We start from the raw sequence: 24,404 nt of genomic DNA, 5'->3' as shown, positions 1-24,404 counted from the left end.
TCCTCCTGCGCTGCTCGGACGACGCCGCGGTCATCCCATCAAGCCGCGCAATTCGAGGGCGCGGCTTGGTCTGCTCGTGCCAGATATGCAGCGAGCGCAACATGCGGATTTCCGGAAGCCGCTTGACCGCCCCCGGCGTCGGCCCCCGTCCCAGCCCGCTGCGGATAGGGATCGGAGTTATGGGCAAGCTGTCCGGATACACTTACCTCGACTGTCCATCGACATAGACGGAGGTTCCCCGCGACCGGGCCCAGTCCGCAATTCTGGCCGGGTCTCCCGTCCACAATCGCTCACGTCCCCACTGATTCGTCTCCGGTCTGCCCTCACAATCGATACGGATCACCGGAAACAGCGCGGTAGGCCGCTCCTTCGGCAATCCTTCGATCCACAGCACATCGCCCTCCTGCCGGAATTCGAGCTTCTGCCCTGTCGTAAGCAGCGTAACGCTGCGGACAGGCGTTACCAGATCCGCCAATCGAAGCACAGGTCTGCCATCCCAGAAGCGGATGATCAGATACAGATAATTGTCCTTCATCGTCTGGCGTCCGTACGTGATGAACTCGGTCAGATTCCCGCCGTCAGAGCCATAGATCGCTTCCCCGTGCACCTCCAGCCATTGTCCGATCTGAAGCGCACGCTCTACAAATTCCGGCGGCAGCTGGCCGTCTGGCTGAGGCCCGACGTTCAGCAGAAGATTGCCTCCTGAAGCTCCGCCCTTCTCCGCGCATTCGCACAGCATATCCAGCAGCAGATCAGCCGGACGCCATCGTTCGCCATTCGTATAGCCCCACAGCCGCCAGGTCGTCACCTGGTTGGATTCCCACAAGCGGTGCTGGTCAGGCTCAATCACATGCTCCGGTGATCCGAAATCGCCAAGGACGTCGGAATCTCCGGAGCCTCCGCCGCCATCGGCATGCGCCTTTTCTTCCGGAGAGAGGCCCAGACGATTGTTCACCAGAATGTCCGGCTGAATCTGCTTCATTCGTTCCACCAGTCTGATGCTGTCCAGATCCTCCGCACTTCTTGGCCATACCCCGTCAAAGAAGAAATGGTCAATCCGGCCATAGTTCGTTACCAGCTCCTCAACCTGGGCATGCAGATAGTCCTTCATCACCGCCCAGCCCTCAGGGTCCTTCTCAGGTCCGTCAAAATAGGCCGGTATCCGCCAATCAATCCAGGAATAATAAAGGCCCACCCGCAGTCCTTCCTTGCGGAACGCCTCCGTAAACTCGCGGACAAAATCCCGGCCCGCTGCCTGCTTGGCACTGGAGTAATCGGTTGTCTTCGTATCCCATAGACAATAGCCATCATGATGCCTTGTGGTCAGGCATGCATATTTCATCCCCGCCTTGCGAGCGGTATATGCCCATAACTCTGCGTCGAAAAAAGCAGGGTTCCACTCGCATGCCTGGCGGGCGTATTCCTGCTGGTCCAGGTGCTCCCGGAACAGTACCTGCTCGCCCCGCCCGTACTGGGCATAAGGCCCAAAATGAATAAACATGCCGTAACGGCTGTCTGTGAACCACTTCCATCCCTCTCTGAACGTTCGCTGCTGTTCTGTCATATGTTATCCTCCTTCAGATGCACGCGCCCACCCTTTATGAACTCGCCGCTGACAACAGGGCCGCTATCATCTTCACAAATTTCATTTCCGCTTCGAACCTGCAAACTTCATCCCTTGCACATACAAACCTCATCCCGATCATTTCGGGATCTAGGCATGGTTATGCCCATACTCTAGCTTGAACAGGGCCGGTTTGAACAGTTTACTTTTGAGGGAAAACTTCAATTTTGGCAAATCCCCGTAAATGCAACATAATCCCCGATTTTGAAGTCGATTCTGTGCCTGTGCATCCCCTCTTTGCACACGATAAAAAAGGGCGCTTGCCGTTGTAAGAACCGGCAAGCGCCCTTCGTTATACATTCATCCTGATGCTATCATGACGTTAAGCTCCAATTATTATTGGCTTGCTTTCCATTCTTCGAACTGGGTTCTGAATTCATCGACCACTTCATCCAGTCCGGCAGCCTTCATTGCCGACATCATTTTATCGTAGTTGTCCTCATAGCTTACAACACCGTGCATAATCGGATATACACTGGTCTTCAGCTCAGCCACAACGTTGGCATATTGAGACGCCACTTGTGTCGGGTCGAAGGTGAAGCCGATCGCCACACTGTTGACAGCATCATCAGCGATCGTCGTTCTGCGCTCCAGACGAGCCTTGTCCATATTGCTTGGATAACGGTTCATCTCAACATGACCAACCAGCCAGTAAGCCAGCTCATAGGCCGGAGATCCATTCTCTGTCTTGGCAAGAATGTCCTTGGTGTTCTTGCCTGTGTCCTCCCAGTGCACGCCCTTTACGCCGCTTTGTACAATATCCATGTTCTCCTGGCTGCTATACACCCAGTTCAGGAACTGGATCGCAGCTTCCGGATGCGGGGACGTTGCCGACACACCGTTCGAGTTGCGGATGGCATAGGATCTGAACTTCGGCTGATCTGCCAGATAGTAAATGTCCAGTTGGGCATTCGGGAACGACTCGCGAACGGTATCGCTAAGTCCCACATCGCCCGGACGGAACAGGTAGCGCCCTGCCAGCTCTTCCTGGTTGATGACCTCGCCCGGTGTTGTCAGCAGGTCGCTCATGATCAATCCGCGGCGATACGCCTCGTTCATGAACGCTGCATCTTGTTTGAACTCCTCGGTTTCCAGCCAAGACTGTACATTGCCCTGCTGGTCAATGTAGATCAGGTTGTCGATTACTGCAAACGGGAACGTATCGTACGTCCGGTGCAGGAAATATGCTGGCTCCTCCAGCACTTTCATGTATACATTCTTGTTGTCCTGAGGCCAATTCTTCTGGATCGCCTCAGCGGCATCCAAGAGCTCTGCCGGCGTAGTTGGCGCTTCAAATCCGTTGTCCTTCAAGAGATCGGTCCGGATGGTGAACATGCCATCGTTAAACGCCGTATCTGCCCAGAAGTTAGGCACATAGCTGATTTTGCCGTTAATCTTCGATGACTCCCAAATCCACTCTGGCATGGAAGCCTTCAGTTCGCTTCCGTATTGATCCAGCAGCTCGTCGATTGGAATAATTCCTCCGTTACCGGCAAGCACCGTTGGTCCTTTGGTATCATGCATGATGGCAATCAACTCAAATTCCTCGCCCGTCGACATCATCAGGTTTGTCTTCTGGTCCCATACATCCCATGGAATGTAGGTTGGCTCATAGGTCAGATTAAGACCGTCCGCCTCGAGCTTCTCGTTAATCGCCTTAACCGCGGTATCCAGATCCTGTGGAGCTGAACCCGGAAGCAAATAGCGAACCGGCAGCTTGGCACCGCCACTGCCATTGTCACCGTTGCCGCCGCTGGCCGAGCTGCCGCTTCCCGCGTCGCCCCCTCCGGAGCATCCTGCAATTACAGTGGCCAACATCAAGACAGCTAACAAAAGTACTGACACTTTCCTTTTTTTCATGCCTGTCTCCCCCTGACTTCAATTTTGTTTGACCTGCGGTACGATTCCTATCATAAGGAGACAACTTTAATTACGTATACTTCAAAATCGTGAATTTCTCGATTTTAAAAACGGCGAATATGTTCACTACTGCGCTTTTTTGGCGGCTATCGCATGTTGGCTTCGGAATTGCGCGGGCGAGATCTGATAGTGCTTTTTAAACAGTGTGTAAAAATAGGTCGTATTCATAATACCGACCTGTTCACTGATCGATTGGACCGATTCCTCTGTCGTGGTGAGCAGCTCCTTCGCCTTCTCCAGACGAACCGCATTCAGGTAATCGTTGAAGGACAGCTCGCAATGCGCTTTAAACAGTTTGCCGACATAGCTTCGGGAGAGCTTGACCTCCCCAGCGACCTGCTCGAGCGACATATCCGGCCGGGAATAGTGTTGCTGCACATAGGCCTGGATGAAATCAACAACCTCCGCATGCCGCACCGCCCCGGATTCCTCGGACAGGCTGCAGATTCGGACAGCAAGCTCCTTCAAGGCAGCTGCCGTCTCCTGCAACGTCTCAAAGCGTGTAATATCCCGGGTAAATTCGAGAAACAGCTCGGCACTCTCCCGGTTTTTTACGGAATGCACATTCAACTGCTTGTACAGACCGCCGATGAACTGATTGATGAAAAACATCACCTCATGGTAGCTGTATCCGCGAATGTCCTTCACCCACAAGTCGATTTCCTTCTCCAGCTTGTCCAGCTGCTGCAGCTTGATCGCCTCGACAATCCGCTTCTCCCGCTTATCCGGATATATCGCCTCGGTCTGACTGTCTTCCTCCACCACCAGCGGGTCACAGTGGAATACCTTGCCCTTTCCTTCAAAAAACCGCTGGCGGAAGCAAGACTGCGCATATCTGAACGATTCGCGGAGCTCATCGTAATTCTCCGCCACCGAACCGATTCCAATCGTGACCGACAGTCCAAGCGTGCGTGCAATTTCCCCTTGCAGATCCTCCAGCATCCCGACCAGATGGATCGGGAGATGCTGATGCTTCAGCGGCAGAATGACAGCAGCCGTGCCTTCTTCCACCGCGGCCACACTGGCCCCTTCGGACTCCAGAACCTGCTGAGCAAGGCGTGATATGGCTGCACAGGAATATGACTTCCGTCCTTCTTCGTCTCCTGCCGGCGAGCCGTCCTCACTATCAAGCAGAATAGCAATGGCCACGAAGCAAACGCCTTGACTGTGCTCCACCAGACGCTGGAACATCCGCTCATCGCCGCCCTTGAGCAGCCGCAGCACCAGCGCTTGTCGGGCGAGGGAGGCTTCCGATTCCATGGACCGCATCTTCTCGGTCAGCTCGGCATAGGTGGTGTCCAATAGATCGAACTCGTTGATCTGGCGGCGAACCCCCTTGGATTTGGATATGGACGTCATTTTCTCAAGCAGCTGACGGATCGGATTATAAGCGTTGTTCGTCAGCCAGAACGACAGCAGAATGCTGATCGCGAAACAAGCGAATGCCAGGCCAAGCGCAGCCTGCTTCAGCGCCTGCATGTTGAACAGCACATTCTGATATTTATTGACACTCATAAAGATCCAGTTTAAATCCTTGGATTTCACATAGGTGACAATGCTTTTGCGCCCGTCAATCGATTTGGTGAAATAGCCGCCCTCCTTATCGGAAGCCAGGATGGTCTGTACATAAGGCTCTTCCGACAGGTTATCGATGGAGGTTTCTTCCGAGTGGGTCATCACGTTGCCGTGATCGTCAATAACGTACAGGGAGCCGATCGCCTCATTTCTGTAGCCCCCGATCAGATCCTGAAGTCCGCTTGTGCTCATGTTGATGACGATGGCGCCTTTGGCAGACAAGGGGGAATAGTAGCTGGGAAGCAGGACAAATGTCAGTACATCCTCTTTTCCTTTGCCCATCGCGGCCATCGATAGCTGACGGCGGAACAGCTGGAAGTACGACGCATTCTTGCTGTTAATCTCCCCGAGCAGCTCTTCCTCCTCCTCAAGCGTGATGCCCTTGGTATTCAAATACGAGTGAGTGGAGCCATTGTATATGCCGATCGAATGAATGAATGGGTACGTGGACTGAATCTGGCCCAGCTTCGTGAATACCCCATACTGCTTCAGCGGTGTAGCTTCCTTGTCCAATAGGGCATTCACGATCTCCTGATCGCTAAGCAGCAAATTGCCGACATTATACACCTGCTCCCGAATGACGCTGGAGACGGCACTGTTCTGTTTCAGCATGGACTCGGAGATCTTTCCTACTTCTTTCGCCGTACTCCAGGAGAACAACACAAACAGGACTACAGTCACAAGAGCAATCATGGCCGCCGTAAGCAATACAAAGCTGAGAAACATGTTTCGGTACACAGCATAACGGAATAATCTCTGTCTGATCATTTTCTCCCCCCCTTGCTATCTTCGTTGAAGTTTATTTGCCGCCACTTTATTCTCTCTATAGTTGACAACAAACGTAAGGTATGAGTTAATTTCATGTAACTTCAATGTAACTACTATCAAAGTGAGATGGAGTATGGATCCGGTTGTGCTTTACTCTCATCTTACAATTGCTTATCCCATTGGGCAATATGAAAACGCATTCTAAAAAATGTCGGATATTGGCGACAAAAACGGGACACTCCCTCAAGAATGCTGTTATATCAAGGTCTTTCGGCCCATATTCAATATGTGAACCCCGTTTTTTGATGCTCAAATTTGAAGTTTTTATCGATTTTTAAAGTGATCTTTCTTCCCTTCCAATCCGCTCAAACCCTATTTTCATAGTTTACTGCTCACGGCAACTCTCTTTACACTGAAAGCAGAAACTTCGACCTGCAGACGACATACTCAAGTGAAAGGAAGTGCCTAGTTCATGAAAAAAAACCGCACCGGCCTTCTGCGGGAACTCCGCAATAATGGCTCAGCCTATCTGTTGGTCATTCCGGCTGCAATCTACACGCTGGTATTCGGTTATTTAACCCTCCCTTACATGCTGATTGCCTTTCAGAAGTTCAACTTCAAGACAGGAATCTTCAATTCAGAATGGGTGGGCCTCGATAACTTCAAGTTCTTCTTCTCGTCCCCCCGGGCGTGGGAGGTTACCTTCAATACGTTGAAGCTGAATTTCCTGTTCATTGTCGTCGGCACGCTGGCCGCGATGGCGCTCGCCATTTTATTTAACGAGCTTCGGAGCCGCTGGTTCTCCAGAGTGACCCAGTCCACCATTTTGTTTCCGCATTTTCTGTCTTGGGTCATCGTCAGTTACATTATTTACAGTCTGCTGTCCACCGATTACGGCATTATCAACCGGGTTCTGGCCATGTTTAACATTTCGCCGGTCAACTGGTACGCTTCTCCGGAATATTGGACCTGGATTCTGACCATTGCCGCTGTATGGAAAGACCTCGGGATGAATCTGGTCATATATTTGGCCGCGATTACCGGCATTGATGACAGCTATTATGAGGCAGGTCGAATCGACGGCGCGACACGCTGGCAGCTTATTCGCCATATTACGATCCCGTTGATGCTGCCGACGATCTCCATCCTCACCTTGCTGGCGCTCGGCAAAATTATGTACGGCAGCTTCGACATGATCTACGCTATCGTCAAGGACAACGGTCTCTTGTATCCGACGGTCGACGTCATCGATACCTATGTGTTCCGCTCCCTCCGTACGATCGGCAACCCGGCCCAGGCAATGGCCGTTGGTCTGTATCAGTCCGTCGTCGGCTTCATCCTGGTATGGGGCAGCAATAAAATCGTGAAGAAAATCAATCCGGATCATGCATTGTTCTAATCGATCCGCAACAGCTCGGAGAGGAGTGAGAACCTGATGACATCCACCAGACCTAAATTATTTGATGCCGTCAATGCGGTTATCATCGGTCTTATATCATTGCTGTGCATATTGCCTATGCTGCTTGTGCTCATGGTTTCCTTCACGGATGAAACCAGCATCCGGCAGTTCGGCTATCAGTTGTTCCCAAGCGAATTTTCACTAGATGCCTACAAGCTGCTCTTGCTTGGAAGCACCCCGCTGTACCGCAGCTATATGATCTCGATCTTTATTACGGTCGTCGGTACGCTCTTGGCTGTCACCATTACGGGGATGGCCGGGTACACGCTGGCCGCCAAGCATATCCGCTATCGCAACGGCCTCGGATTGTTCTTCTTCATTACGATGGTGTTCAACACCGGGCTCGTTCCGTGGTATCTGATCAACTTGAATCTCGGGATTAACAACACGATCTGGGCACTCATTATTCCGTCGTTGGTGTTCAATCCATTCAACCTGTTCCTGGTCCGCAACTACATGTCACAGATCCCGTCAGCGATGACGGAAGCGGCGAAGATTGACGGCGCGAGCGATTTCTATATCGCCTTCCGCATCTTCTTCCCGCTCTGTATGCCCGTACTGGCAACCATTACGCTTTTCTACGGGATCGGCTACTGGAATAACTGGTTTAATGCCATCATGCTCGTCGATAACGAGAAGCTGTATCCGCTGCAATACCTGCTGTTCAAGCTGAACTCCGAAATCAGCATGATTCAGCAAATGCAGAGCAGCGGCGCGCTGGTCGGTGTCGAGGCGCTGCCGCAGGAATCCGTGAAAATGGCCACGGCCATTCTGACCATCGGTCCGGTCGTGCTGTTCTATCCATTCCTGCAAAGATATTTCATCAAGGGACTGCTGATCGGCTCTCTGAAAGAATAGCAGCAATCCCGCAAAAATAGCTTCCTATTATATAATAGGCTCATGACCCCGTGCTTAATTTTCGACGAGATATGTGCCTCTGCGGGAATAAGGGGGGACTTCCGATGCTCTTGCCCTCATATTTCTTCATTCACCGCCTCAGCGGTTGAAATCCGGGGGCAAAGGCGAACGCTCTGCTTCACGAGTCCCCCTCTTCCCCTCCGCTTCTAATGATGAAGGCACACACGGATGATGAGACTCAAGCTCAATCATAAGGAGAATGGCTCTCCTGTCGTAAAGTCATATTGCAGCTCTCACCCGCCCGGATAAGGTGTCCACCTTTCCTGGCGGGTGTTTTTATGAGAACTACGCTTCCGCTTCTATCAAGAGTCGAAATTTCCACATGAAAACGGCGCTAATTATCCCGGTATTATTTTGCGCTTAAAGCCATTATGCTAAAGTTGCCTATTCTTATTTCTGTCGGGAATGTGACAAGAACCGACAACCTTCTTATATATGATAGCGTTTACAAACAAATACCGCTACACATTTATTGAAGAAATGAGGTTTTCGACGATGAATTATCCTTTTCAAAATCCTGACCTTCCTCTGGAGGAACGCGTTTCTGACCTGATTTCCCGCCTGACCCTCGAAGAAAAAATCGAGCTGATGTGCCAATACCAAACGGACATTCCGCGTCTTAGCATTCACAAATACAAGCACGGTACAGAAGGTGCGCACGGGGTAGCCTGGCTCGGTGAAGCCACTGTATTTCCGCAAAATATCGGGCTTGCCTGCACATGGAACCCTGAACTGATGCACCGTATCGGCTCGGTCATTGCGGATGAAGCCCGCGTCTATTACCAGCGCAACCGGGAGATTAACGGGCTGACGATCTGGTCGCCGACCGTTGATATGGAGCGTGATCCGCGCTGGGGCAGAACCGAGGAGGCTTACGGGGAAGACCCGCATCTGACCGGCGTGCTCTCGACTGAATTGGTAAAGGGAATGCAGGGCGACCATCCTTTCTACTATAAAACGGTAGCCACACTCAAGCATTTCTACGGCAACAACAACGAAGTGGATCGCGGGAGCGCCGCGGTCAGTATCGACCCGCGCAACAAGCGTGAATATTATCTGAAAGCCTTCGAACCCGCCTTCCGCGATGGCCGCGCAGGCTCCATGATGACTGCCTACAATGGCATTAACGGCACCCCGTGCAACCTGAATCATGAAGTGAACGACATCGTGAAAAAGGAATGGGGCATGGACGGCTTCGTCGTGGGCGATGCGGGCGACGTGCTCGGAACGGTGATGGATCATGGATATACCGCATCCTACGCCGAGGCGGTCGCCGGATCCGTGAAAGCCGGCATCGACAGCATCACCGACGACCAGGAGATTTCCTTCCAGGCTCTTCGGGATGCACTGGCCCAGGGCTTGCTTGCAGAAAGCGACCTTGACCATGTGTTGTCCAACACGTTCCGGGTCCGCATCCGGCTTGGCGAATTTGATCCGGATGACCGGAACCCTTACAGCCATGTGCCGGAAGAGAAGCTGTGCGCACCGGAGCATGCCGCGCTGTCGCTGAGAGCCGCCCGGGAATCGGTGGTTCTCCTGAAGAATGAGGGCTTGCTTCCGCTGAAGCCGGACATCTCCTCTGTTGCTGTGATCGGCCCGCTCGCAGACGAAGCATACACCGACTGGTACAGCGGTACTCCGCCTTACCGTGTAACGCCGCTTGCCGGCATGATGGAGAAAATGGATGGACGCAGCGTTCATTTCCATTCGGGTCTTGACCTTGTCCGTCTTCGCTGTGCAGCCACCGGAAAGTATGTTGTTGTCTCCGGCGATGAGAAGCAGCTGGTAACCGCTGTCGATGATTCTGCGCAGGCTTCGATGTTCGAGCGCTGCGACTGGGGCTGGGGCAGCGAGACGCTGCGGGAAGTCACCTCTCGCCTATATGTGACAGAGAGCGAAGCCGGCCTACAGGCCATAGCGGAAGAAGCGCGCGGCTGGTTCGTCAAGGAAGCCTTCCGCTTCCAGACGCAGGAAGACGGCACTGCAGCCCTGATGTCGTGGGAAGGCAAACCGGTACTTGCAGACGAGCAAGGACGGCTCCTCGTGGCAGATCACAAGGAAGTCTCTGGCGCTTCGTTCATCGTGGAGCGGGTACAAGACGGCATCGAGCAAGCTGCCGCGGCTGCAGCGACTTCTGAGACCGCTGTTATATTCGCAGGCAACAGCCCGTTCATTAACGGCAAGGAGACCATCGACCGGCCGGACATTACGCTTCCGCCGTCCCAGCAGGCGCTGATTCAGGCTGTATACGCGGCCAATCCGAACACCGTGGTGGTGCTGGTAGGGAGCTATCCATTCGCGGTGAACTGGGAACAAGCGCATGTCCCTTCCATCTTGTACACTTCACACAGTGGTCAGGAACTGGGCCATGCGGTGGCTGACGTGCTGTATGGGGACTACAACCCGGCCGGACGGCTGAACATGACATGGTACAAGTCCGTTGATCAGCTGCCTGACCTGATGGACTACGATATTATTAAGGGCAAGCGGACATATCAATATTTTGACGGAGAGGTGCTCTATCCATTCGGACACGGGCTCAGCTACTCCAGTTTCACGTATACCAACCTGCAATTGAGTGCTCCGCGAATCAACGGGGATGCTCACGTAACCGTATCGGTTCAGGTCCGGAATGAAGGTCCGATGGACGGGGACGAGGTTGTTCAGCTCTATGTGAAGGCCCAGCAATCCCGTGTTCCGCGTCCGCTCAAAACATTAAAAGGGTTCCGTCGCCTGCATCTTGCAGCCGGCGCCTCCGAGACCGTCACCTTCGAGCTGCGCGCACAGGAGCTCGCCATATGGGATGTGACACGGGAGAGTTATTGTGTCGAAACGGGCGCGTACACCGTCATGATCGGCTCTTCCTCGGAGCAGATCGCGGAAACTGTCGTTCTTCATGTCGATGGCGAGACCATCCCTCCGCGTTTGCTGTCGGAGCCTGTCAGAGCGGTCAATTATGATAACTACAGCGGCGTATTCATTGATGAGTGTCGTGAAGGCGGCGAAAGTATCCGTCTCGCTCAGGACAACGGCTGGATCGCTTTCCATGACGTGAATCTCGGCGACTCCCCGGCAACATTCGAAGCGAGAGTATCCGGCCATATTAAAGGCGGAGAGATCGTCATTACAACCGGCAGCCCGGACGGCCCCGTCGCTGGAACCTGCAAGGTTATCCCAACCGGGGGACGCCAGGCTTGGACCACTGTTCAAGCGGAGCTGACGGGATTATCCGGACGGGCTGACGTCTTCCTCACATTGAAAGGCGAAGTGCAAATCAGCTGGTTCCGCATGGTTTGAGCAGAATACGTTATGCAGAAGTACGTTGACGCCTACGTCGACTTTTAAAAAAGAGGGCTAGATCAAGTTAAGGATGGGGTTCTGTAGCTGTCTTAATTGGTAAATACGTTTTATGATTTGGCTATGTTAAATTCAAATGTTGATTCTGGGTGAAAAATGAACCACCCTCCTTAGAAGGTGGTTCAATCTCATCTCAAATCATTATTCATAAGTTTTTCCCATTCCTCAAAAGACAACTTATCAGTAATTTTTTTAAAGTCATCTGGAACTGGAACATAACATATTAATTCTAAACTGTTACCATCTGGGTCATTAAAATAAACGGAAGCGTTACCTTGATTCGGACGAATAAATGGCTCTACAGATGTTCTTCTGCCAAACGGTACAGCTTCAACTTGAATAGATTCTAACCATTTTAAAGACTTTTTCAAATCTTCATATGATACTCCAAAAGCAATATGTCGTAATGAAGGATGGTAAGGAGTCTTATACTCATCTCCTTGCCATAAACCTAGCCAACTTTTCCCTCTTCTATCCAAAAGAAAGCAGTGTCATCATCACGCCAAGCAAAATTTAAACCCAATTTTTTATAAAATTCTATCGAAACTTCTAAATTTCTTACTGGTAAATGTGCTTCATATAATCCTTTAATCATTTCACACACACCTTTGTTATTATGAATTTTCAAGCATCGTCAGTTTATTCAGCAAGATAAAGCCAACAGTCACAGTTTGTTGTTCGTTTCGGTCATCCCATAACGATTATTATATTCTATCACAATATGGATATTGGCGACCGATAACAGATTGATATCGTGCCTTATTGTATGAATTGCTATACTCTGAGCGTTTGGAGAACGGTATTCAGGCATGGCAGCCACCGACCCAGGGGACGAGCATGACGATGGCTTCTAAGCCTATCCACAGATCCACAGAACCTCTCTCCTTCTTATACGATGGGCAGAGGTTCTTTTTTGTTAGAATGGAATCAATACATAGCAAGGTATGTGATCCTTCAAAAAAAGATGAACCCTTTTCCGGGGTCAATTGTCTATAAGGCATAACGAAAAAGAAAGGGGTGCCTTGGATTGACGGAACGCGAGTTATTCGATGCCTATAACAAGGATGTGTACCGCACCTGTTATTACATGCTGCGAAATGCGCAGGATGCGGAAGATCTCTGCCACGACGTCTTCGTGACCGTATTTCGTCAGGATTGGAGAAATGTCGGGCATATCCGCGCCTGGATTATGCGGATCACGATGAACCATTGCCTGAACTTGCTTCGAAGGAATCAGACCCAGCGGGAGAAGCAGAGCCAAGTCGAATGGCTGCATGAGCAGACCGCCGCTGCGGTGAAGTCGGTGGATACTGTCGTGCTGGAAAGAGCAGCGGCGGCGGAATGGGAGCATCTGCTGCGGCAATTGCCAGACAAGCTGATGTCTGTCATCACACTCCGCTATATCGGAGAGCTGTCGATTGCAGAAATTGCCGAAACGTTGAACATTCCTGTCGGCACGGTGAAGTCAAGAATTCATAAAGCATTGAAAATTATGCGAAAAAAGCTCGAACGCCATAACCGCTATGGGGTGAAGGGAGAGGAACAATATGGAACGCCTTGAGAACAATCTGAAGCATCAGATGAAAACGGCCAATCATGTGCCGGAACCTGATTTTGACCGGATGTGGAGCAGCATCGAGCAGAACGAATTGAAGGTGGCAGTGGGTGAATCGCTTCCGCCTCGTCTGCGAAATCGCAAACGGATTGCCATCATCACGGGAATCTCCGTCGCCTTGATGGCAACACCTGTCTATGCGGCCTTGAACGTTGACTGGTCCAATATTCTATCCTACAGGGCCGGAATTCAAACTGCACTGGAGAAGGGGCTTGGACAAACGATTGAGCAATCTGTTACGAAGGACGGCATTACCTTAACGGTGCATACGGCGTTTATCGATGAGAACCGAACCTTTCTGCTGTACAGCTTGAATCCAGGTGAACAGACGGATGGTCACGCTGCCTTCGATCATATCGGGCTTAGAGATCAGAATGGGCAGTTTATCGAGGGCCGTTATTTCCATCAATGGAATGAGGAACTGGGCGTATTTCAGGGATATTTCGAAACCGATTGGGTTGCTGATGGACAGATGGCGGATGTGGCCCTTGTGATCGAGAATATCCATTTTACCGATGCTGGGCGGCAGCCGCTCGACTATGACCCTCACAACCCGAATACGCAGGTATTCACTATTCAGAAGGATGGCATTGACAACGTAACCCTGCAGTCATTCGAGCAGCCCGATGGACAGGTAATGATTCAATCAGCGGTTACGTTTACCGATGCCAAGATGAGGAACAGAAGCTGGGTGCGGATTGAGGTTATGAACGATAAGGAAGGTATCATCAAGGAAACACAGACCTCTGTATTTGGAACCCCGGGAGCCTCCGGAGAGTATTTGAGCCAGCAAATATTCAAATCTAAGTCCTTGCAAGCGGAGGGGACGACGTTCCAGCTGACCTATGATCGAACACTCGAAACCGCGGACGGGACCTGGGGTTTAAATATGGCCCTTTCCAAGAAACATATGGATAACAGCACCTTTAAGCAGGCACTGAATATCCCTGTAGATCAGGTCGCTGACGGGACCATGATTCATGAAATGATCGTGACGCCGACCCAAGTCCGGCTCGTTCTGACCCACAAAGAAAAATATTCGCGTCTTCCGTATATGAACTATCAGCTGGACGTTGGCGGAAACATGCTAAGCGGAGGAATATGGCTTGTGGAGGGAAAAAATTACCAGACGGAGCTGCGATTTGAAATGGCGGGACTCGATGCCTCCGATCTAGCGGATCAACCGGTATCTCTCGTTGCCAAGCACCGCGTCGATGAATTTGCCGGTGACACGAGCCCGATCCGTTTAACCGATATTTCGGCTGAACATCAAGGCTTCACGTCCAGCATTGCCGGTTATCCGATCACATGGACCTATTACATGAAGGATAATAACCTCTATGTGGAGTCCTTGAGTTCCGACCCCGACTTCGGCGGCGTCAATCAAACCTATTATTTGGACGGCAAAGAACGGAACTATGGCATGCCGGCCATGATCGGTATACTGGGCGATGACAACAATAAACGTATAGATGTCTATGAGAATTTCAACAAAACTGAGCTCGAGATCTATATTTGGAAATATACCACTCATAAGCGTGACGATGTTCTTCGCATTCCGATTAAAGCGGAAAAGTAGCTTGTTAACGTTGCAAATAACAAGAACCCTCTTGGAGACCAGGAACGTATCCGGGACCGCACCTGACGGTGCTTTCCTGCTCGGATGTTCCGCTCAGCCTCCTGGGGGGCTCTTTTTTTTCGCTAGCATGTCACAATACGCTCCTGTCGGTTGTCATATGGGTGATCATCCACCATTTTACCGTAAAGGAGACATTACTATGAATCTTCGAATCAATTATCGAAAGCACAGCCCCGAGTCCTTCAAAGCGCTGCTGAGCTTAGAACAGTTCGCTGCGGGCACCGGTCTGGATCACAAGCTGTACGAATTGATCAAGCTGCGGGCCTCGCAGGTGAACGGCTGTTCCTTCTGCGCGGATATGCACGCCAAGGACCTGTTGAATCTGGGCGAAAGCATGGACCGGCTGCTGCTCCTGCCCATGTGGCGGGAGGTGCCGATCTACTCAGATGAAGAGCGAGCCGTGCTGGAGCTGACCGAGTACGTAACCTCCATCTCCGAGGCTGGTGTGCCGGATGAAGTGTATGTTAGGGTGCGTCAGTTTTTCGACGAAAAACAGTATGTTCATCTGATCATGGCCATCATCACGATCAATGCCTGGAACCGAATCGCTATCGCTAACGGTATGTTCCCGGGCTGCTTTGATTAAATTGTCGCAGCTTGTCCGGGTTTAACACCATGTAAATCGTCCGTATGCGGGAGCCTTCGGGCTCCCTCTCTGTGGTGATCACCATGGTGACCACGCCATCATCCCGCCTCGCGATTCCCGGCTCCCCATTGATGGAAACAGCCTCAAATCCTTCGCGGAATACCCCCTTGGCTGCAAGCCCCTCATAAAAGGCTCGCACCCGGTCAATCCCCCGAATCGGATTGAGTGCTGCCCGCACCTTGCCCCCGCCATCTGAGAGGAGTGTCACCTCATCCAGCAGGAGGGACAACAGCGGCTTGAAGTCCCCTGTGTCGCACGCCCTCATAAATGCCTCAACAAATTGCTCCTGTGATTCCGTCGGCGTATCAGCCATCCGTGTCTGCTCTTCTTGCTCCGTCGCTTGTGCTGTCTTCCGCCGCGTTCGGTTCGGCTTGTTATCCGTAGCTTCCAGCAGCTTGTTCCTCGCTCTGCTGAAGATCTTCCTGCAGCTCACCTCTGTCTTGTCCAGCATACCCGCGATATCCCGATACTCGAATCCCAGAGCCTCCCGGGATAAATATACAGCCCGCTCCAACGGACTTAAACGCTGCAAGAGCACAACATAGGCATACCCGATGTTTTCCCTGCGCTCCGCAAAATCATGCGCGCCCATCCCGAAATCAGCAGGCAGCGGCTCCGGAAGCCAGGGACCCATATAAGCTTCGCGCACGCGTCTTGCCGACTTCAGCAGGTTGAGACAGCGGTTTGTCGTCATTTTGGCAAGGTACGCTCTATCATTCACAATCCCGTCTCTATCCATCTGCATATATTGCGAGAACACATCCTGAACGATATCTTCTGCGTCTGACACACTCCCCAGCATACGGTAAGCGATATGGAACAAGAGCGGTCTATGTGTGATATAAATATGATCGAGCATCAGAATCTCCCATCCTGTTCTTGAATTTGAATGCATGGCTCCAACTATTCTTCAGACAGATCATGGCCCTATATTGTGACAATAGAGAATCATGCCATCTAAAATTCACTTTACCAAAACCGGAATCATCTTTTATGATATCAGTTATACAAGTTTGTCATGAGCATGTGTTCGCTTTCATCATTTTTTTATGCCTTTCATCCCAAACTTGCAATATAATAGAAGCACCTTGTATAAAAATTCGGGAGGTATTGCATGAATTTATCCAAATCCAAACCATCATCCGGGAGGAACGATCGCTTCTCATCGACCGGCTTTATACTGGCCGCGATCGGAAGCTCCGTGGGCCTGGGGAACATGTGGAAGTTCCCTTATATTACGGGCGCTAACGGCGGAGCCGCCTTCTTCCTGCTCTTCATTATCTGTCTCATCCTGGTGGGACTGCCGCTCCTGCTGGCAGAACTGGCCATTGGACGAGCGGGCCGCGGCAGTGCCGCCACATCGTTCGTGAAGGCTGGGGGTGCGAGAATCTTCGGCAAGCTAGGCTTCCTGCAGGTACTGGCTCCCTTCCTGATCCTGACCTTCTATGTGATCGTGGCGGGATGGACGCTTCATTATGCGGTGCTGTCCTTCAGTGGAACGCTGTACGACAACACCGATTTCAGCGGGCAATTCAACACCTTTGTCGGCGGCTATTTGCCGATAATTTGGCAGGTTATCGCCATTCTGATCACCTCGTTTGTTGTAGCCAAAGGCATTTCCGGCGGGATTGAACGATTCAACAAAGTACTGATTCCCGGGCTTGTCATTCTGTTGATCGTCCTGATGATTCGCGCGGTCACACTTCCGGGCGCAGGCGAAGGGGTATCCTTCTTCCTGAATCCCGACTTTTCAAAATTAAGTCCTGAAGCCGCCCTGGTTGCGCTAGGTCACGCCTTCTTCTCCCTCTCCTTGGGGATGGGGATTCTGCTTACTTATGGCGCATATGTGGACAAGCGTCAGTCCTTGGGTTCGGCTACGCTGGCCATCGGGGCAGGCGACTTGATCTATGCCCTGATCGCCGGGCTGATCATATTCCCGACCATCTTCTCGTTTGGCATTGAGTCGGATGCGGGACCATCTCTTGTCTTCATGGCGCTGCCGGCCGCCTTCTCGGCGATGCCTCTGGGCGCATTCTTCGGCGGACTATTCTTTGTCCTGCTGGCAATTGCGGCACTGACCTCGTCCGTTTCCCTGTTCGAGGTCCCGGTCACCTATGTGATGGACCGCTTCGGATGGGGCCGGGGCAGATCGGTGCTGGTGATCAGCGTCCTGGTGCTTCTGGTCGGCATCCCTTCGGCATTGTCCTTTGGCATCGCTCCGGCACTTACCAGTATGGGCGGCAAAAATTTCTTTGATTGGCTGGACTTCATTACCTCCAACATTCTGCTTCCGCTTGGAGGTCTGATCACGACCATCTTTGCCGGCTACTTCTGGAAAACGGCTGCCGAGGCAGCCGGATTGTCCACCCGCTGGTTCAGCATATGGCTGTTCATGCTGCGGTACGTTGCACCGATCCTGATGCTGCTCGTGCTGCTGCATACATCCGGTTTGATCTCGTTCTAATTCACCTGAAAAAAAGGCAATCTCAAGAGGTTCTATCGACCTTTTCGAGACTGCCTTTTTTTGCGCTCTGCAACCGGAACAATACGGCATAGGAATTACCTGCGTCACCTATATATTCAGATTGTAGCCATTATTGCCATTCCCTTTATCGTAAGTCACATTATATCAGCTTGTGCTCATACCACTTCTTGCCCCGGAAGCGCCACAGGAAGATGGCCCCCCGCACGCCCCATTCACAGTTCATCGCCAGCCATACCCCGAGAATGCCGAGGCCCAGCGTAATGCCAAGCACGTACCCGAGCACCACCCGGAACAGCCACATCGTCAACATGGACGTGATGGAGGTGAATTTGGAATCCCCTGCCGCCCGGAGCGCCGATGGCAGAATAAAGCTGATAGGCCACAGCGGCACCTGGATTACGGCGTTAATCAGCAGAATCAGAAAAATATCGTCCACAATCTCCGCCGGCGGATCGAACAGGCCGACAAGCAGCTTGAACATCGGCATCAGAATTAAAGCAATGGCAGCCAGCAGAATGGAGCCGAGCCAGAGAAACGACTTGATGAACTTGCGCGCATCCTCGATGTGGCCGCGACCGATGCATTGGCCAACGACCGTCACCACGGTCAAGGAAAGCGCCACGGCTGGAATCTGGAACACCATCGCCAGTGAGCCGCTGATCGCATTCGTTGCGATGGCATAGGTGCCGAGACTGACGATAAATACCTGTGTCAGCAGCTTGCCACCGTTAAAGAACATCTGCTCCGCAGCAAACGGCAGGCCGATAAACATAATCTTACGCAGCATCGACAACGGAAAATGGACCAGATCCCGAATTCTCAAATGCAGTGAGGCATCGATCCGGAACAGATAGTACAAGGCGCATATCGCACCGACAAATCGTGCGATGTTCACCGCCACCGTCATACCGATAACGCCCATATTGAGCAGCGTAATAAATACGATGTTAAGCAGCACGTACAGCAGGTTCATGATCAGGGACAAGGCCAGGGACGCCCGCGTCCTGCCGATGCCCCTCAGCGCGGCGCACACCGCCTGAACAACCGCCAGCCCGACAAAGGAAATGCTGCTGCCAAGCAAATAGGTCCGTGCACTGTCCAGCACATCCGGAGAGGCGGAGCCGAACAGAACCTGCAAAATCGGATTGTGGAACCCGATAATCAGAAGACCGATCGCCAGCGACAACAGCGTGACCGAAGTGACGGTTCCGGCCGCAGCGCGAGACACCATCCGATCATTGCCGTTGCCTTTATACTGGGCCACCACCACGGTTCCTCCGGTGGCGACCGCCACAAACACATTGATCAGAAAAATGTTCAGCGCATCCACCATATTCACGGCGCTGACCGCGGCCACCCCCGATGAGCTGATCATCGCGGTGTTCACAAGATTCAAACCGATAATAAATGACTGATCAATCAGGATGGGCAGGAACAAAGCCATAATCTGCCGATAATCCATCGTCTCTCCGGACAAATGCTTCTCCAGAAAGCTGTTCCTCTGCTCTCGCAAGCGAAGCTGCATAACATCATCACATTCTTTTCTGTTATATATTTTCTTTCATATGAAATCTGGGGATAAATCCTCTTCATTATAGACCTATAACCGGATCATGCATAGGCGAATACGTCCTTGCAAAAATAAAAAAACCGGAGGAAGCAAGCTTGTATGCTTGTCCCTTCCGGTTTCACGCTCTGAGCCTTAGTGACCAAATAAAGGTCTATACCTTCCCCCGCGGAAGCTTATCCGCATACCGGGCCCGCAGCTCGCCCAAATAGTCGAGCTTGTTCAGCACCTCTTCGCGGCTCATCAATCCGATGCTGAGGATCAGCTGCTCCACCAGCAGCAGTGGGGTTACCATCGAATGAAATTCGCCCATATCACCCCGGCTGACGCAGAAGGACACCTCAGCCGAAGTACCGTACCGCAGATCTTCCCGGTCCGTAATCATCAACGCCGGGCAGCCGACTCGGCTGGCACAGTCCAGAATGACCTCCGTTTCAGGCAGCATACGGGTGAAGCTGAAGACCAGCACCGCATCCCTCTTCTCCAGATTGACCAGCGATTCGAGGAGCTCGTGGCCGCTGCCAGCCATAATCCGGACCGAGATGCCAAAGCGGGACAGCCGGTAAGCGATCAGATCGCCGAGCGATAGCGAAGGGCCTGGAGCATACACATACAGCCTTCTCGCGCCGGCGATGATACCTGCCGCCTGCTCCACTTCATCCGGCCGGGTCTTCTCCGCGGTCGTCTGCAGGTGCTCCATGACCTGCTCCAGCATGACAAGCGGCAGACTCGACGCATCCATGCGCGACATCGTATTCTCGAGCTTGAGTGCCGGCGTAATGTCCGAAGCGTTCCGGAGCTTTAACTTGAATGCTTTGGCATTGTCATAGCCAACGGCTCGCCAGAACCGGGACACGGTAGCGATGCTCATCCCCAGCCGATCCGCAATTTCCTGCTCGGTCATAAACAGCATTTCTTCAGGGTAACGCTCTATAAAATCGGCGATTTTAAGCTGACTGGGGGACAGCGCGGATTTATCCGGAAACAGGTTGATCACAGCAATTGCACTCCTTTGGAATGTAGATTCTGGTTTGATAAGTGACAATGAGAAGGATACTTCATATGTAAATTTTATTTCATTTATATCCTAATGTAAAATTTATTACAGAACGTTGACATACTCCAGCGTCTGTTTTAATAAAGGGTCTCTATACTGAGAGCAAATTCCTATTCAAGGAGGCTGTTCTCTCAAATGGCTAATCAATCGAATCTGTACACCCTTACGTCCTCGCAGAAAATGATGATTTTTGTCCTGTCCATGTCCCTGTACGGCTTATCGAACATGTTCACCGAACTGATTCCTGCACTTCAACTGGGGCCTATTGAGCTGTCTGTTGAGTATTTCGCTTTTATTCCCCTGACCTTGTGCATGCTGTTCCACCCTGTCTACGCTGCGGTGGGCGCATCGGTCGGCGAAGTGATCTTCGGCGAGCTGATGCTCGGTCAATTCGGCGGACTGGGCGAGCTTGAAAAATTCCTTACCTTCTCCTTCGCCATGTATGTCGCCGGCCGCATGGTCAGAGACCCGCTTAACCGCAGACAAGTCGGCATCGCAGCGATGACCGGCGTGATCATTCACCAGCTGTGCAGTGCGCTCGTCGATATCGGCAAAGTGTGGATAGGCGTCGAGGAATTCGAAGCCGTGCCCGGCCTCGCTCCGAGCGTCGTCATTGTGGAGGGCGTAAGCTTCCTGAATGACGTGCTGTTCTCCGGCACACTGTTTGCCCTGCTGCCTACATTATATCTGGTTCCGAGACTCTATGGAAAAATTGAACCGCTGCTCGGGATCAAACCACGTGTAAAATCTACCAAATACGAGTCCGCAGGTGTGATCACACCGAAAGTTGTTATCACCGGGATCGTCCTGGCTGTCGTCGCCTTTGTTGCGGAGTCGCTGTCCGAGACCGACTGGAACTTCGGCGAATGGGATAGCGGATTCGAGGACCGCTTCGGGGTTGGCGCGATCTGGCTTAGCCTTGCCGCAGCGGCTGTTATTGCTGCCATTACCATCATCATCATGCGCGCCCGTGCCGAGAAACGCAGCCGCAACTCCGGAGATGCGCCGCATGCATAACACAGCTACGGAATCGGATCTGGCTGTTCGTTTAACAGATGTGACCTTTGTGTACCCCGGCTCGGAGGAGCCGGTGCTGAAGGGAGCATCCCTTGCGATTGAACGCGGGAGCTTCACTGCGATCATTGGCGGCAACGGCTGTGGCAAGTCCACCCTCTGCAAACTGTTTAACGGGTTAATCCCCCACTATTATGTCGGCGATTTCTCCGGGGAAGTAGAAATCTGCGGGCAGCCTGCAAACACCCAAAATGTAGCAGAGCTGTCCCGCATGGTCGGATACGTCTATCAGGACTTTGACAATCAGCTGGTGCGTCCGACGGTGCTGGATGAAGCCATGTTCGCCCCGCTCAATTACGGGCTGCCCGATTACCGCGTGATGGGCCTGCAGGCGCTTGAGATGTGCGGGCTGACTCACCTGCAGGATCGTTACATCTGGGAGCTGAGCGGCGGTCAGAAGCATCTGCTCGCCCTCGCCGGAGCGCTGTCCCTGTCGCCCGACATCCTTGTCGTGGATGAGCCGGTGTCCCAGCTGGACCCGCAGCATGCGCGCCAGGTGTACGAGGTGCTGCGGAGCCTGAACGAGCACTATGGCAAAACAGTTATCGTCATCGAGCATCATACCGAGTTCATTGCCGACTACTGCAAGGAAGTATGCTTGATGGAGAACGGGCAGGTGCTCTGGCAGCTGCCCGTTGCCGATGGGCTGAACCGCCTGGACGATCTCGCGCGGCTGTCCATCCAGCCGCCGGAAGTAACGCAGGCCGCTGTCCATCTCTCCTCGCTGCTGCGGAAGGAGAATGGGGCTGCTTCTCACGACCAGCAGGATTGGCCGGAGGATGCGGACGGACGAGGCTTATCGAGTCCTCCGGAATCCGCCAAATGCATGCCTGGGCTTCATCCCGATAACGCCCCGCGCCTTGGCCAAGATGAGGTCCGCTATCCCGTCACGACCGATGAAGCGGTCGCTTACTTCAGCGGCATGCTGGGCGGGCGTGCCGATCTGCCGGGGGCTCATAGCTCCTCCGAAGCAAGCGGGGGACATTCCCGCCCTGGCAGCAGATTGACTGAAAGCGGGCCGGAGGATGCCCAAGCCCGTCCTATTGTTGAATTCAAGCAGGCCCGTCTAAGCTACCGGACGATTCGCCGGGCCGAGCGTGAAGTGCTGCGCGGAATCAACCTGAGCTTGTATGAAGGGGAGCGCATTGCGCTTGTCGGGAACAACGGTGCGGGGAAATCCTCCCTCTTGCGGCTTATTGCCGGGATTGCCAAGCCTTCAGCTGGCGCGGTAGAGGTCATGGGCGAAGATACGAAGCACCAGTCCATCGAGCAGCTGTCCTCTCATGTGTCGTATGTGTTCCAGAACCCGGAGGATATGTTCATCGAGGACAATGTCTATAAAGAGGTGGCGCACTGCCTCAAGAGCAGAGCCTATCCCGATGCCGAGCAGCGGATCAGCCAGATGCTCGAAAGCTTCCGGCTGGAGTCCCTGAAAGACCGGGATGCGCGGCTTCTCAGCGGCGGGCAACAGCGCCGAGTCTCCCTTGCGATCGGTGCAGCGGTGCTGCCCCATCTCATTTTGCTGGACGAACCGACAGCCAATCTCGATTTGGCGACCCGTGAAGAATTGCTTGGCACCCTGCAGGATCTGGAGGGATTCGTGCGGACGGTCGTCATCGCCACCCATGATATGCAGCTCGTCCAGCAGTGGGCCACTCGGGTCATCGTGCTCACCGACGGTACAGTTGCCGGAGACGGCTCCGCCGCCGACATTTTTGCCGATCATCATCTGATCAGCCGCGCAGGACTGGCACCCACTCAGATCATGGACACAGCCTCCCGGCTGGATCTTCATCTGACGGGCAGCACGCCTGCCGAGTTCGCACAGCTCGTCCATGCCATATTGACTGGAAAGGAGGTGCCGCATCATGCAGCTTGTCCGCAGCTGGCTTAACAAAATCACGATCGAACGGATTCAGCTGGAGCTGATGAATACCGCCTATGGCAGCGGGCACGCGTCCCTGTCCCGGCTTGATCCTCGCTGTCTGTTGATATGGTATCTGTTCTTTGCGATTGTGCCGTGGTTCATTTCGAATCTGACCGTTCTCGCAGGCATGTTCCTGATGATGGTGGTCACCACCATTTTGTCGCGGGTTACCCCGTTTATTATCCTGGTCTTGTGCCTTGGGCTTATCGGGCAGGTCGGATGGCTGTTTATTCTGTCGCTCTTCTTCGGCGGAGATATCAGCTCTGCGCTGCCGCTGCTGAAGCTGACTTTAAAGCTGTCCGTTGTTTCCCTGGCAAGCATCACGGTCTTCTCTGGCATGGACCCTGAGAAGATAAGCGACGGTCTGCTCGCCCTAGGCATGCCCGCCGCCTTCTCATTCAGCCTGTCTTACGGTTATCGCATACTTCCGGTGCTGTTCGAGGAATTCCGGAATGTCCTGCTCTCCTACCGGCTCCGGGGCAAAGCACCGGAGGAACCCGGAGTCATGTATTGGAGAATGGCAGCGTATTATTTAAAACTGCTGGTGTTGTCCTTCTTCCCGCTTATGCTTGCAACTGCCAAGCGATCCCGAACGACAGTGGAGGCTTTGGAAACGAGAGGCTTCTCCTACGGCATGAAGAATCCGGCGGCCAAAAAACTGAAACTGGCCCATCTGAAAGTATCGACCCGCGATATTATGTTTCTGTCCGGATCGGCTGTCTATGTATCGTTATTATTCTGGATCAGCGGCAGACTGTAAACCGCAGGCGTCA

General features: G+C 52.7%; 16 protein-coding genes and 1 pseudogene. 10 read left to right on the top strand and 7 right to left on the bottom strand.

Annotation, left to right across the window (positions count from 1 at the left end; translation table 11 throughout):
• Positions 1-202: 202 nt before the first annotated feature.
• From CHH67_RS06690 to CHH67_RS06680, 3 genes are all read right to left on the bottom strand, one after another.
• A complete protein-coding gene (locus CHH67_RS06690) occupies positions 203-1,564 on the bottom strand; it encodes an alpha-L-fucosidase (protein ID WP_095264302.1) in 1,362 nt (453 codons plus the stop codon).
• Between the two features lie 396 nt (positions 1,565-1,960).
• On the bottom strand, positions 1,961-3,442 hold the full coding sequence (locus CHH67_RS06685) for a DUF3502 domain-containing protein (RefSeq protein WP_244908112.1): 1,482 nt from the start codon (positions 3,440-3,442) through the stop codon (positions 1,961-1,963).
• 168 nt (positions 3,443-3,610) lie between these two features.
• Positions 3,611-5,887: a helix-turn-helix domain-containing protein gene (locus tag CHH67_RS06680; protein WP_095264300.1), complete on the bottom strand. Its 2,277-nt coding sequence runs from the start codon at positions 5,885-5,887 to the stop codon at positions 3,611-3,613.
• 472 nt (positions 5,888-6,359) lie between these two features.
• Here CHH67_RS06680 and CHH67_RS06675 point away from each other — a divergent pair, with 472 nt between their 5' ends.
• From CHH67_RS06675 to CHH67_RS06665, 3 genes are all read left to right on the top strand, one after another.
• Complete coding sequence (locus CHH67_RS06675; protein WP_095264299.1) at positions 6,360-7,286, top strand: ABC transporter permease; 927 nt, start codon at positions 6,360-6,362, stop codon at positions 7,284-7,286.
• A gap of 36 nt (positions 7,287-7,322) precedes the next feature.
• Positions 7,323-8,204, top strand: a complete 882-nt coding sequence (locus CHH67_RS06670) for a carbohydrate ABC transporter permease (RefSeq protein WP_095264298.1) — start codon at positions 7,323-7,325, stop codon at positions 8,202-8,204.
• Between the two features lie 555 nt (positions 8,205-8,759).
• Complete coding sequence (locus tag CHH67_RS06665; protein WP_095264297.1) at positions 8,760-11,561, top strand: glycoside hydrolase family 3 protein; 2,802 nt, start codon at positions 8,760-8,762, stop codon at positions 11,559-11,561.
• Between the two features lie 188 nt (positions 11,562-11,749).
• Here the strand turns inward: CHH67_RS06665 and CHH67_RS06660 are convergent.
• A pseudogene (locus tag CHH67_RS06660) lies at positions 11,750-12,216 on the bottom strand (VOC family protein).
• A gap of 432 nt (positions 12,217-12,648) precedes the next feature.
• Between CHH67_RS06660 and CHH67_RS06655 the strand changes: the two are divergent.
• The 3 genes from CHH67_RS06655 (at position 12,649) to CHH67_RS06645 (ending at position 15,461) form a co-directional block, all read left to right on the top strand.
• Positions 12,649-13,182, top strand: coding sequence for an RNA polymerase sigma factor (locus tag CHH67_RS06655; protein WP_095264296.1), 534 nt, complete (start codon positions 12,649-12,651; stop codon positions 13,180-13,182).
• Positions 13,169-14,815, top strand: a complete 1,647-nt coding sequence (locus CHH67_RS06650) for a DUF4179 domain-containing protein (protein ID WP_095264295.1) — start codon at positions 13,169-13,171, stop codon at positions 14,813-14,815. The genes CHH67_RS06655 and CHH67_RS06650 overlap by 14 nt, the downstream gene beginning before the upstream one ends.
• A 199-nt stretch (positions 14,816-15,014) precedes the next feature.
• Positions 15,015-15,461: a carboxymuconolactone decarboxylase family protein gene (locus tag CHH67_RS06645; protein ID WP_095264294.1), complete on the top strand. Its 447-nt coding sequence runs from the start codon at positions 15,015-15,017 to the stop codon at positions 15,459-15,461.
• Here the strand turns inward: CHH67_RS06645 and CHH67_RS06640 are convergent.
• Positions 15,430-16,383 (bottom strand): sigma-70 family RNA polymerase sigma factor, encoded by a 954-nt coding sequence (locus tag CHH67_RS06640; RefSeq protein WP_095264407.1) that lies wholly within the window; start codon positions 16,381-16,383, stop codon positions 15,430-15,432. The two genes, CHH67_RS06645 and CHH67_RS06640, sit on opposite strands and share 32 nt — an antisense overlap.
• Before the next feature lie 252 nt (positions 16,384-16,635).
• Between CHH67_RS06640 and CHH67_RS06635 the strand changes: the two genes are divergently transcribed.
• Complete coding sequence (locus CHH67_RS06635) at positions 16,636-17,985, top strand: sodium-dependent transporter (protein ID WP_095264293.1); 1,350 nt, start codon at positions 16,636-16,638, stop codon at positions 17,983-17,985.
• A 160-nt stretch (positions 17,986-18,145) separates the two neighbouring features.
• Here CHH67_RS06635 and CHH67_RS06630 read toward each other — a convergent pair whose 3' ends face one another.
• A complete protein-coding gene (locus CHH67_RS06630; RefSeq protein ID WP_095264292.1) occupies positions 18,146-19,531 on the bottom strand; it encodes an MATE family efflux transporter in 1,386 nt (461 codons plus the stop codon).
• 196 nt (positions 19,532-19,727) lie between these two features.
• On the bottom strand, positions 19,728-20,570 hold the full coding sequence (locus CHH67_RS06625; protein WP_095264291.1) for a MurR/RpiR family transcriptional regulator: 843 nt from the start codon (positions 20,568-20,570) through the stop codon (positions 19,728-19,730).
• Positions 20,571-20,765: 195 nt separating this feature from the next.
• Here CHH67_RS06625 and CHH67_RS06620 point away from each other — a divergent pair, with 195 nt between their 5' ends.
• Genes CHH67_RS06620 through CHH67_RS06610 form a run of 3 tightly spaced genes read left to right on the top strand, consistent with a single transcriptional unit; the run spans position 20,766 to position 24,391 of the window.
• Positions 20,766-21,647, top strand: a complete 882-nt coding sequence (locus CHH67_RS06620; protein WP_095264290.1) for a DUF8171 family membrane protein — start codon at positions 20,766-20,768, stop codon at positions 21,645-21,647.
• Positions 21,640-23,598 (top strand): ABC transporter ATP-binding protein, encoded by a 1,959-nt coding sequence (locus tag CHH67_RS06615; RefSeq protein ID WP_095264289.1) that lies wholly within the window; start codon positions 21,640-21,642, stop codon positions 23,596-23,598. The genes CHH67_RS06620 and CHH67_RS06615 overlap by 8 nt, the downstream gene beginning before the upstream one ends.
• Positions 23,573-24,391 carry an energy-coupling factor transporter transmembrane component T family protein gene (locus CHH67_RS06610; RefSeq protein WP_095264288.1) on the top strand — a complete coding sequence of 273 codons (819 nt, stop codon included), beginning with the start codon at positions 23,573-23,575 and terminating at the stop codon, positions 24,389-24,391. Before CHH67_RS06615 ends, CHH67_RS06610 begins: the two co-directional genes overlap by 26 nt.
• Positions 24,392-24,404 lie beyond the last annotated feature (13 nt).

Origin of the sequence: Paenibacillus campinasensis, from assembly GCF_002272015.1 — a bacterium.
GTDB lineage: Bacteria > Bacillota > Bacilli > Paenibacillales > Paenibacillaceae > Paenibacillus_AQ > Paenibacillus_AQ campinasensis.
Note: the sequence above shows the minus strand (reverse complement) of the source record. Positions and strands in the feature narration are given on the sequence as shown.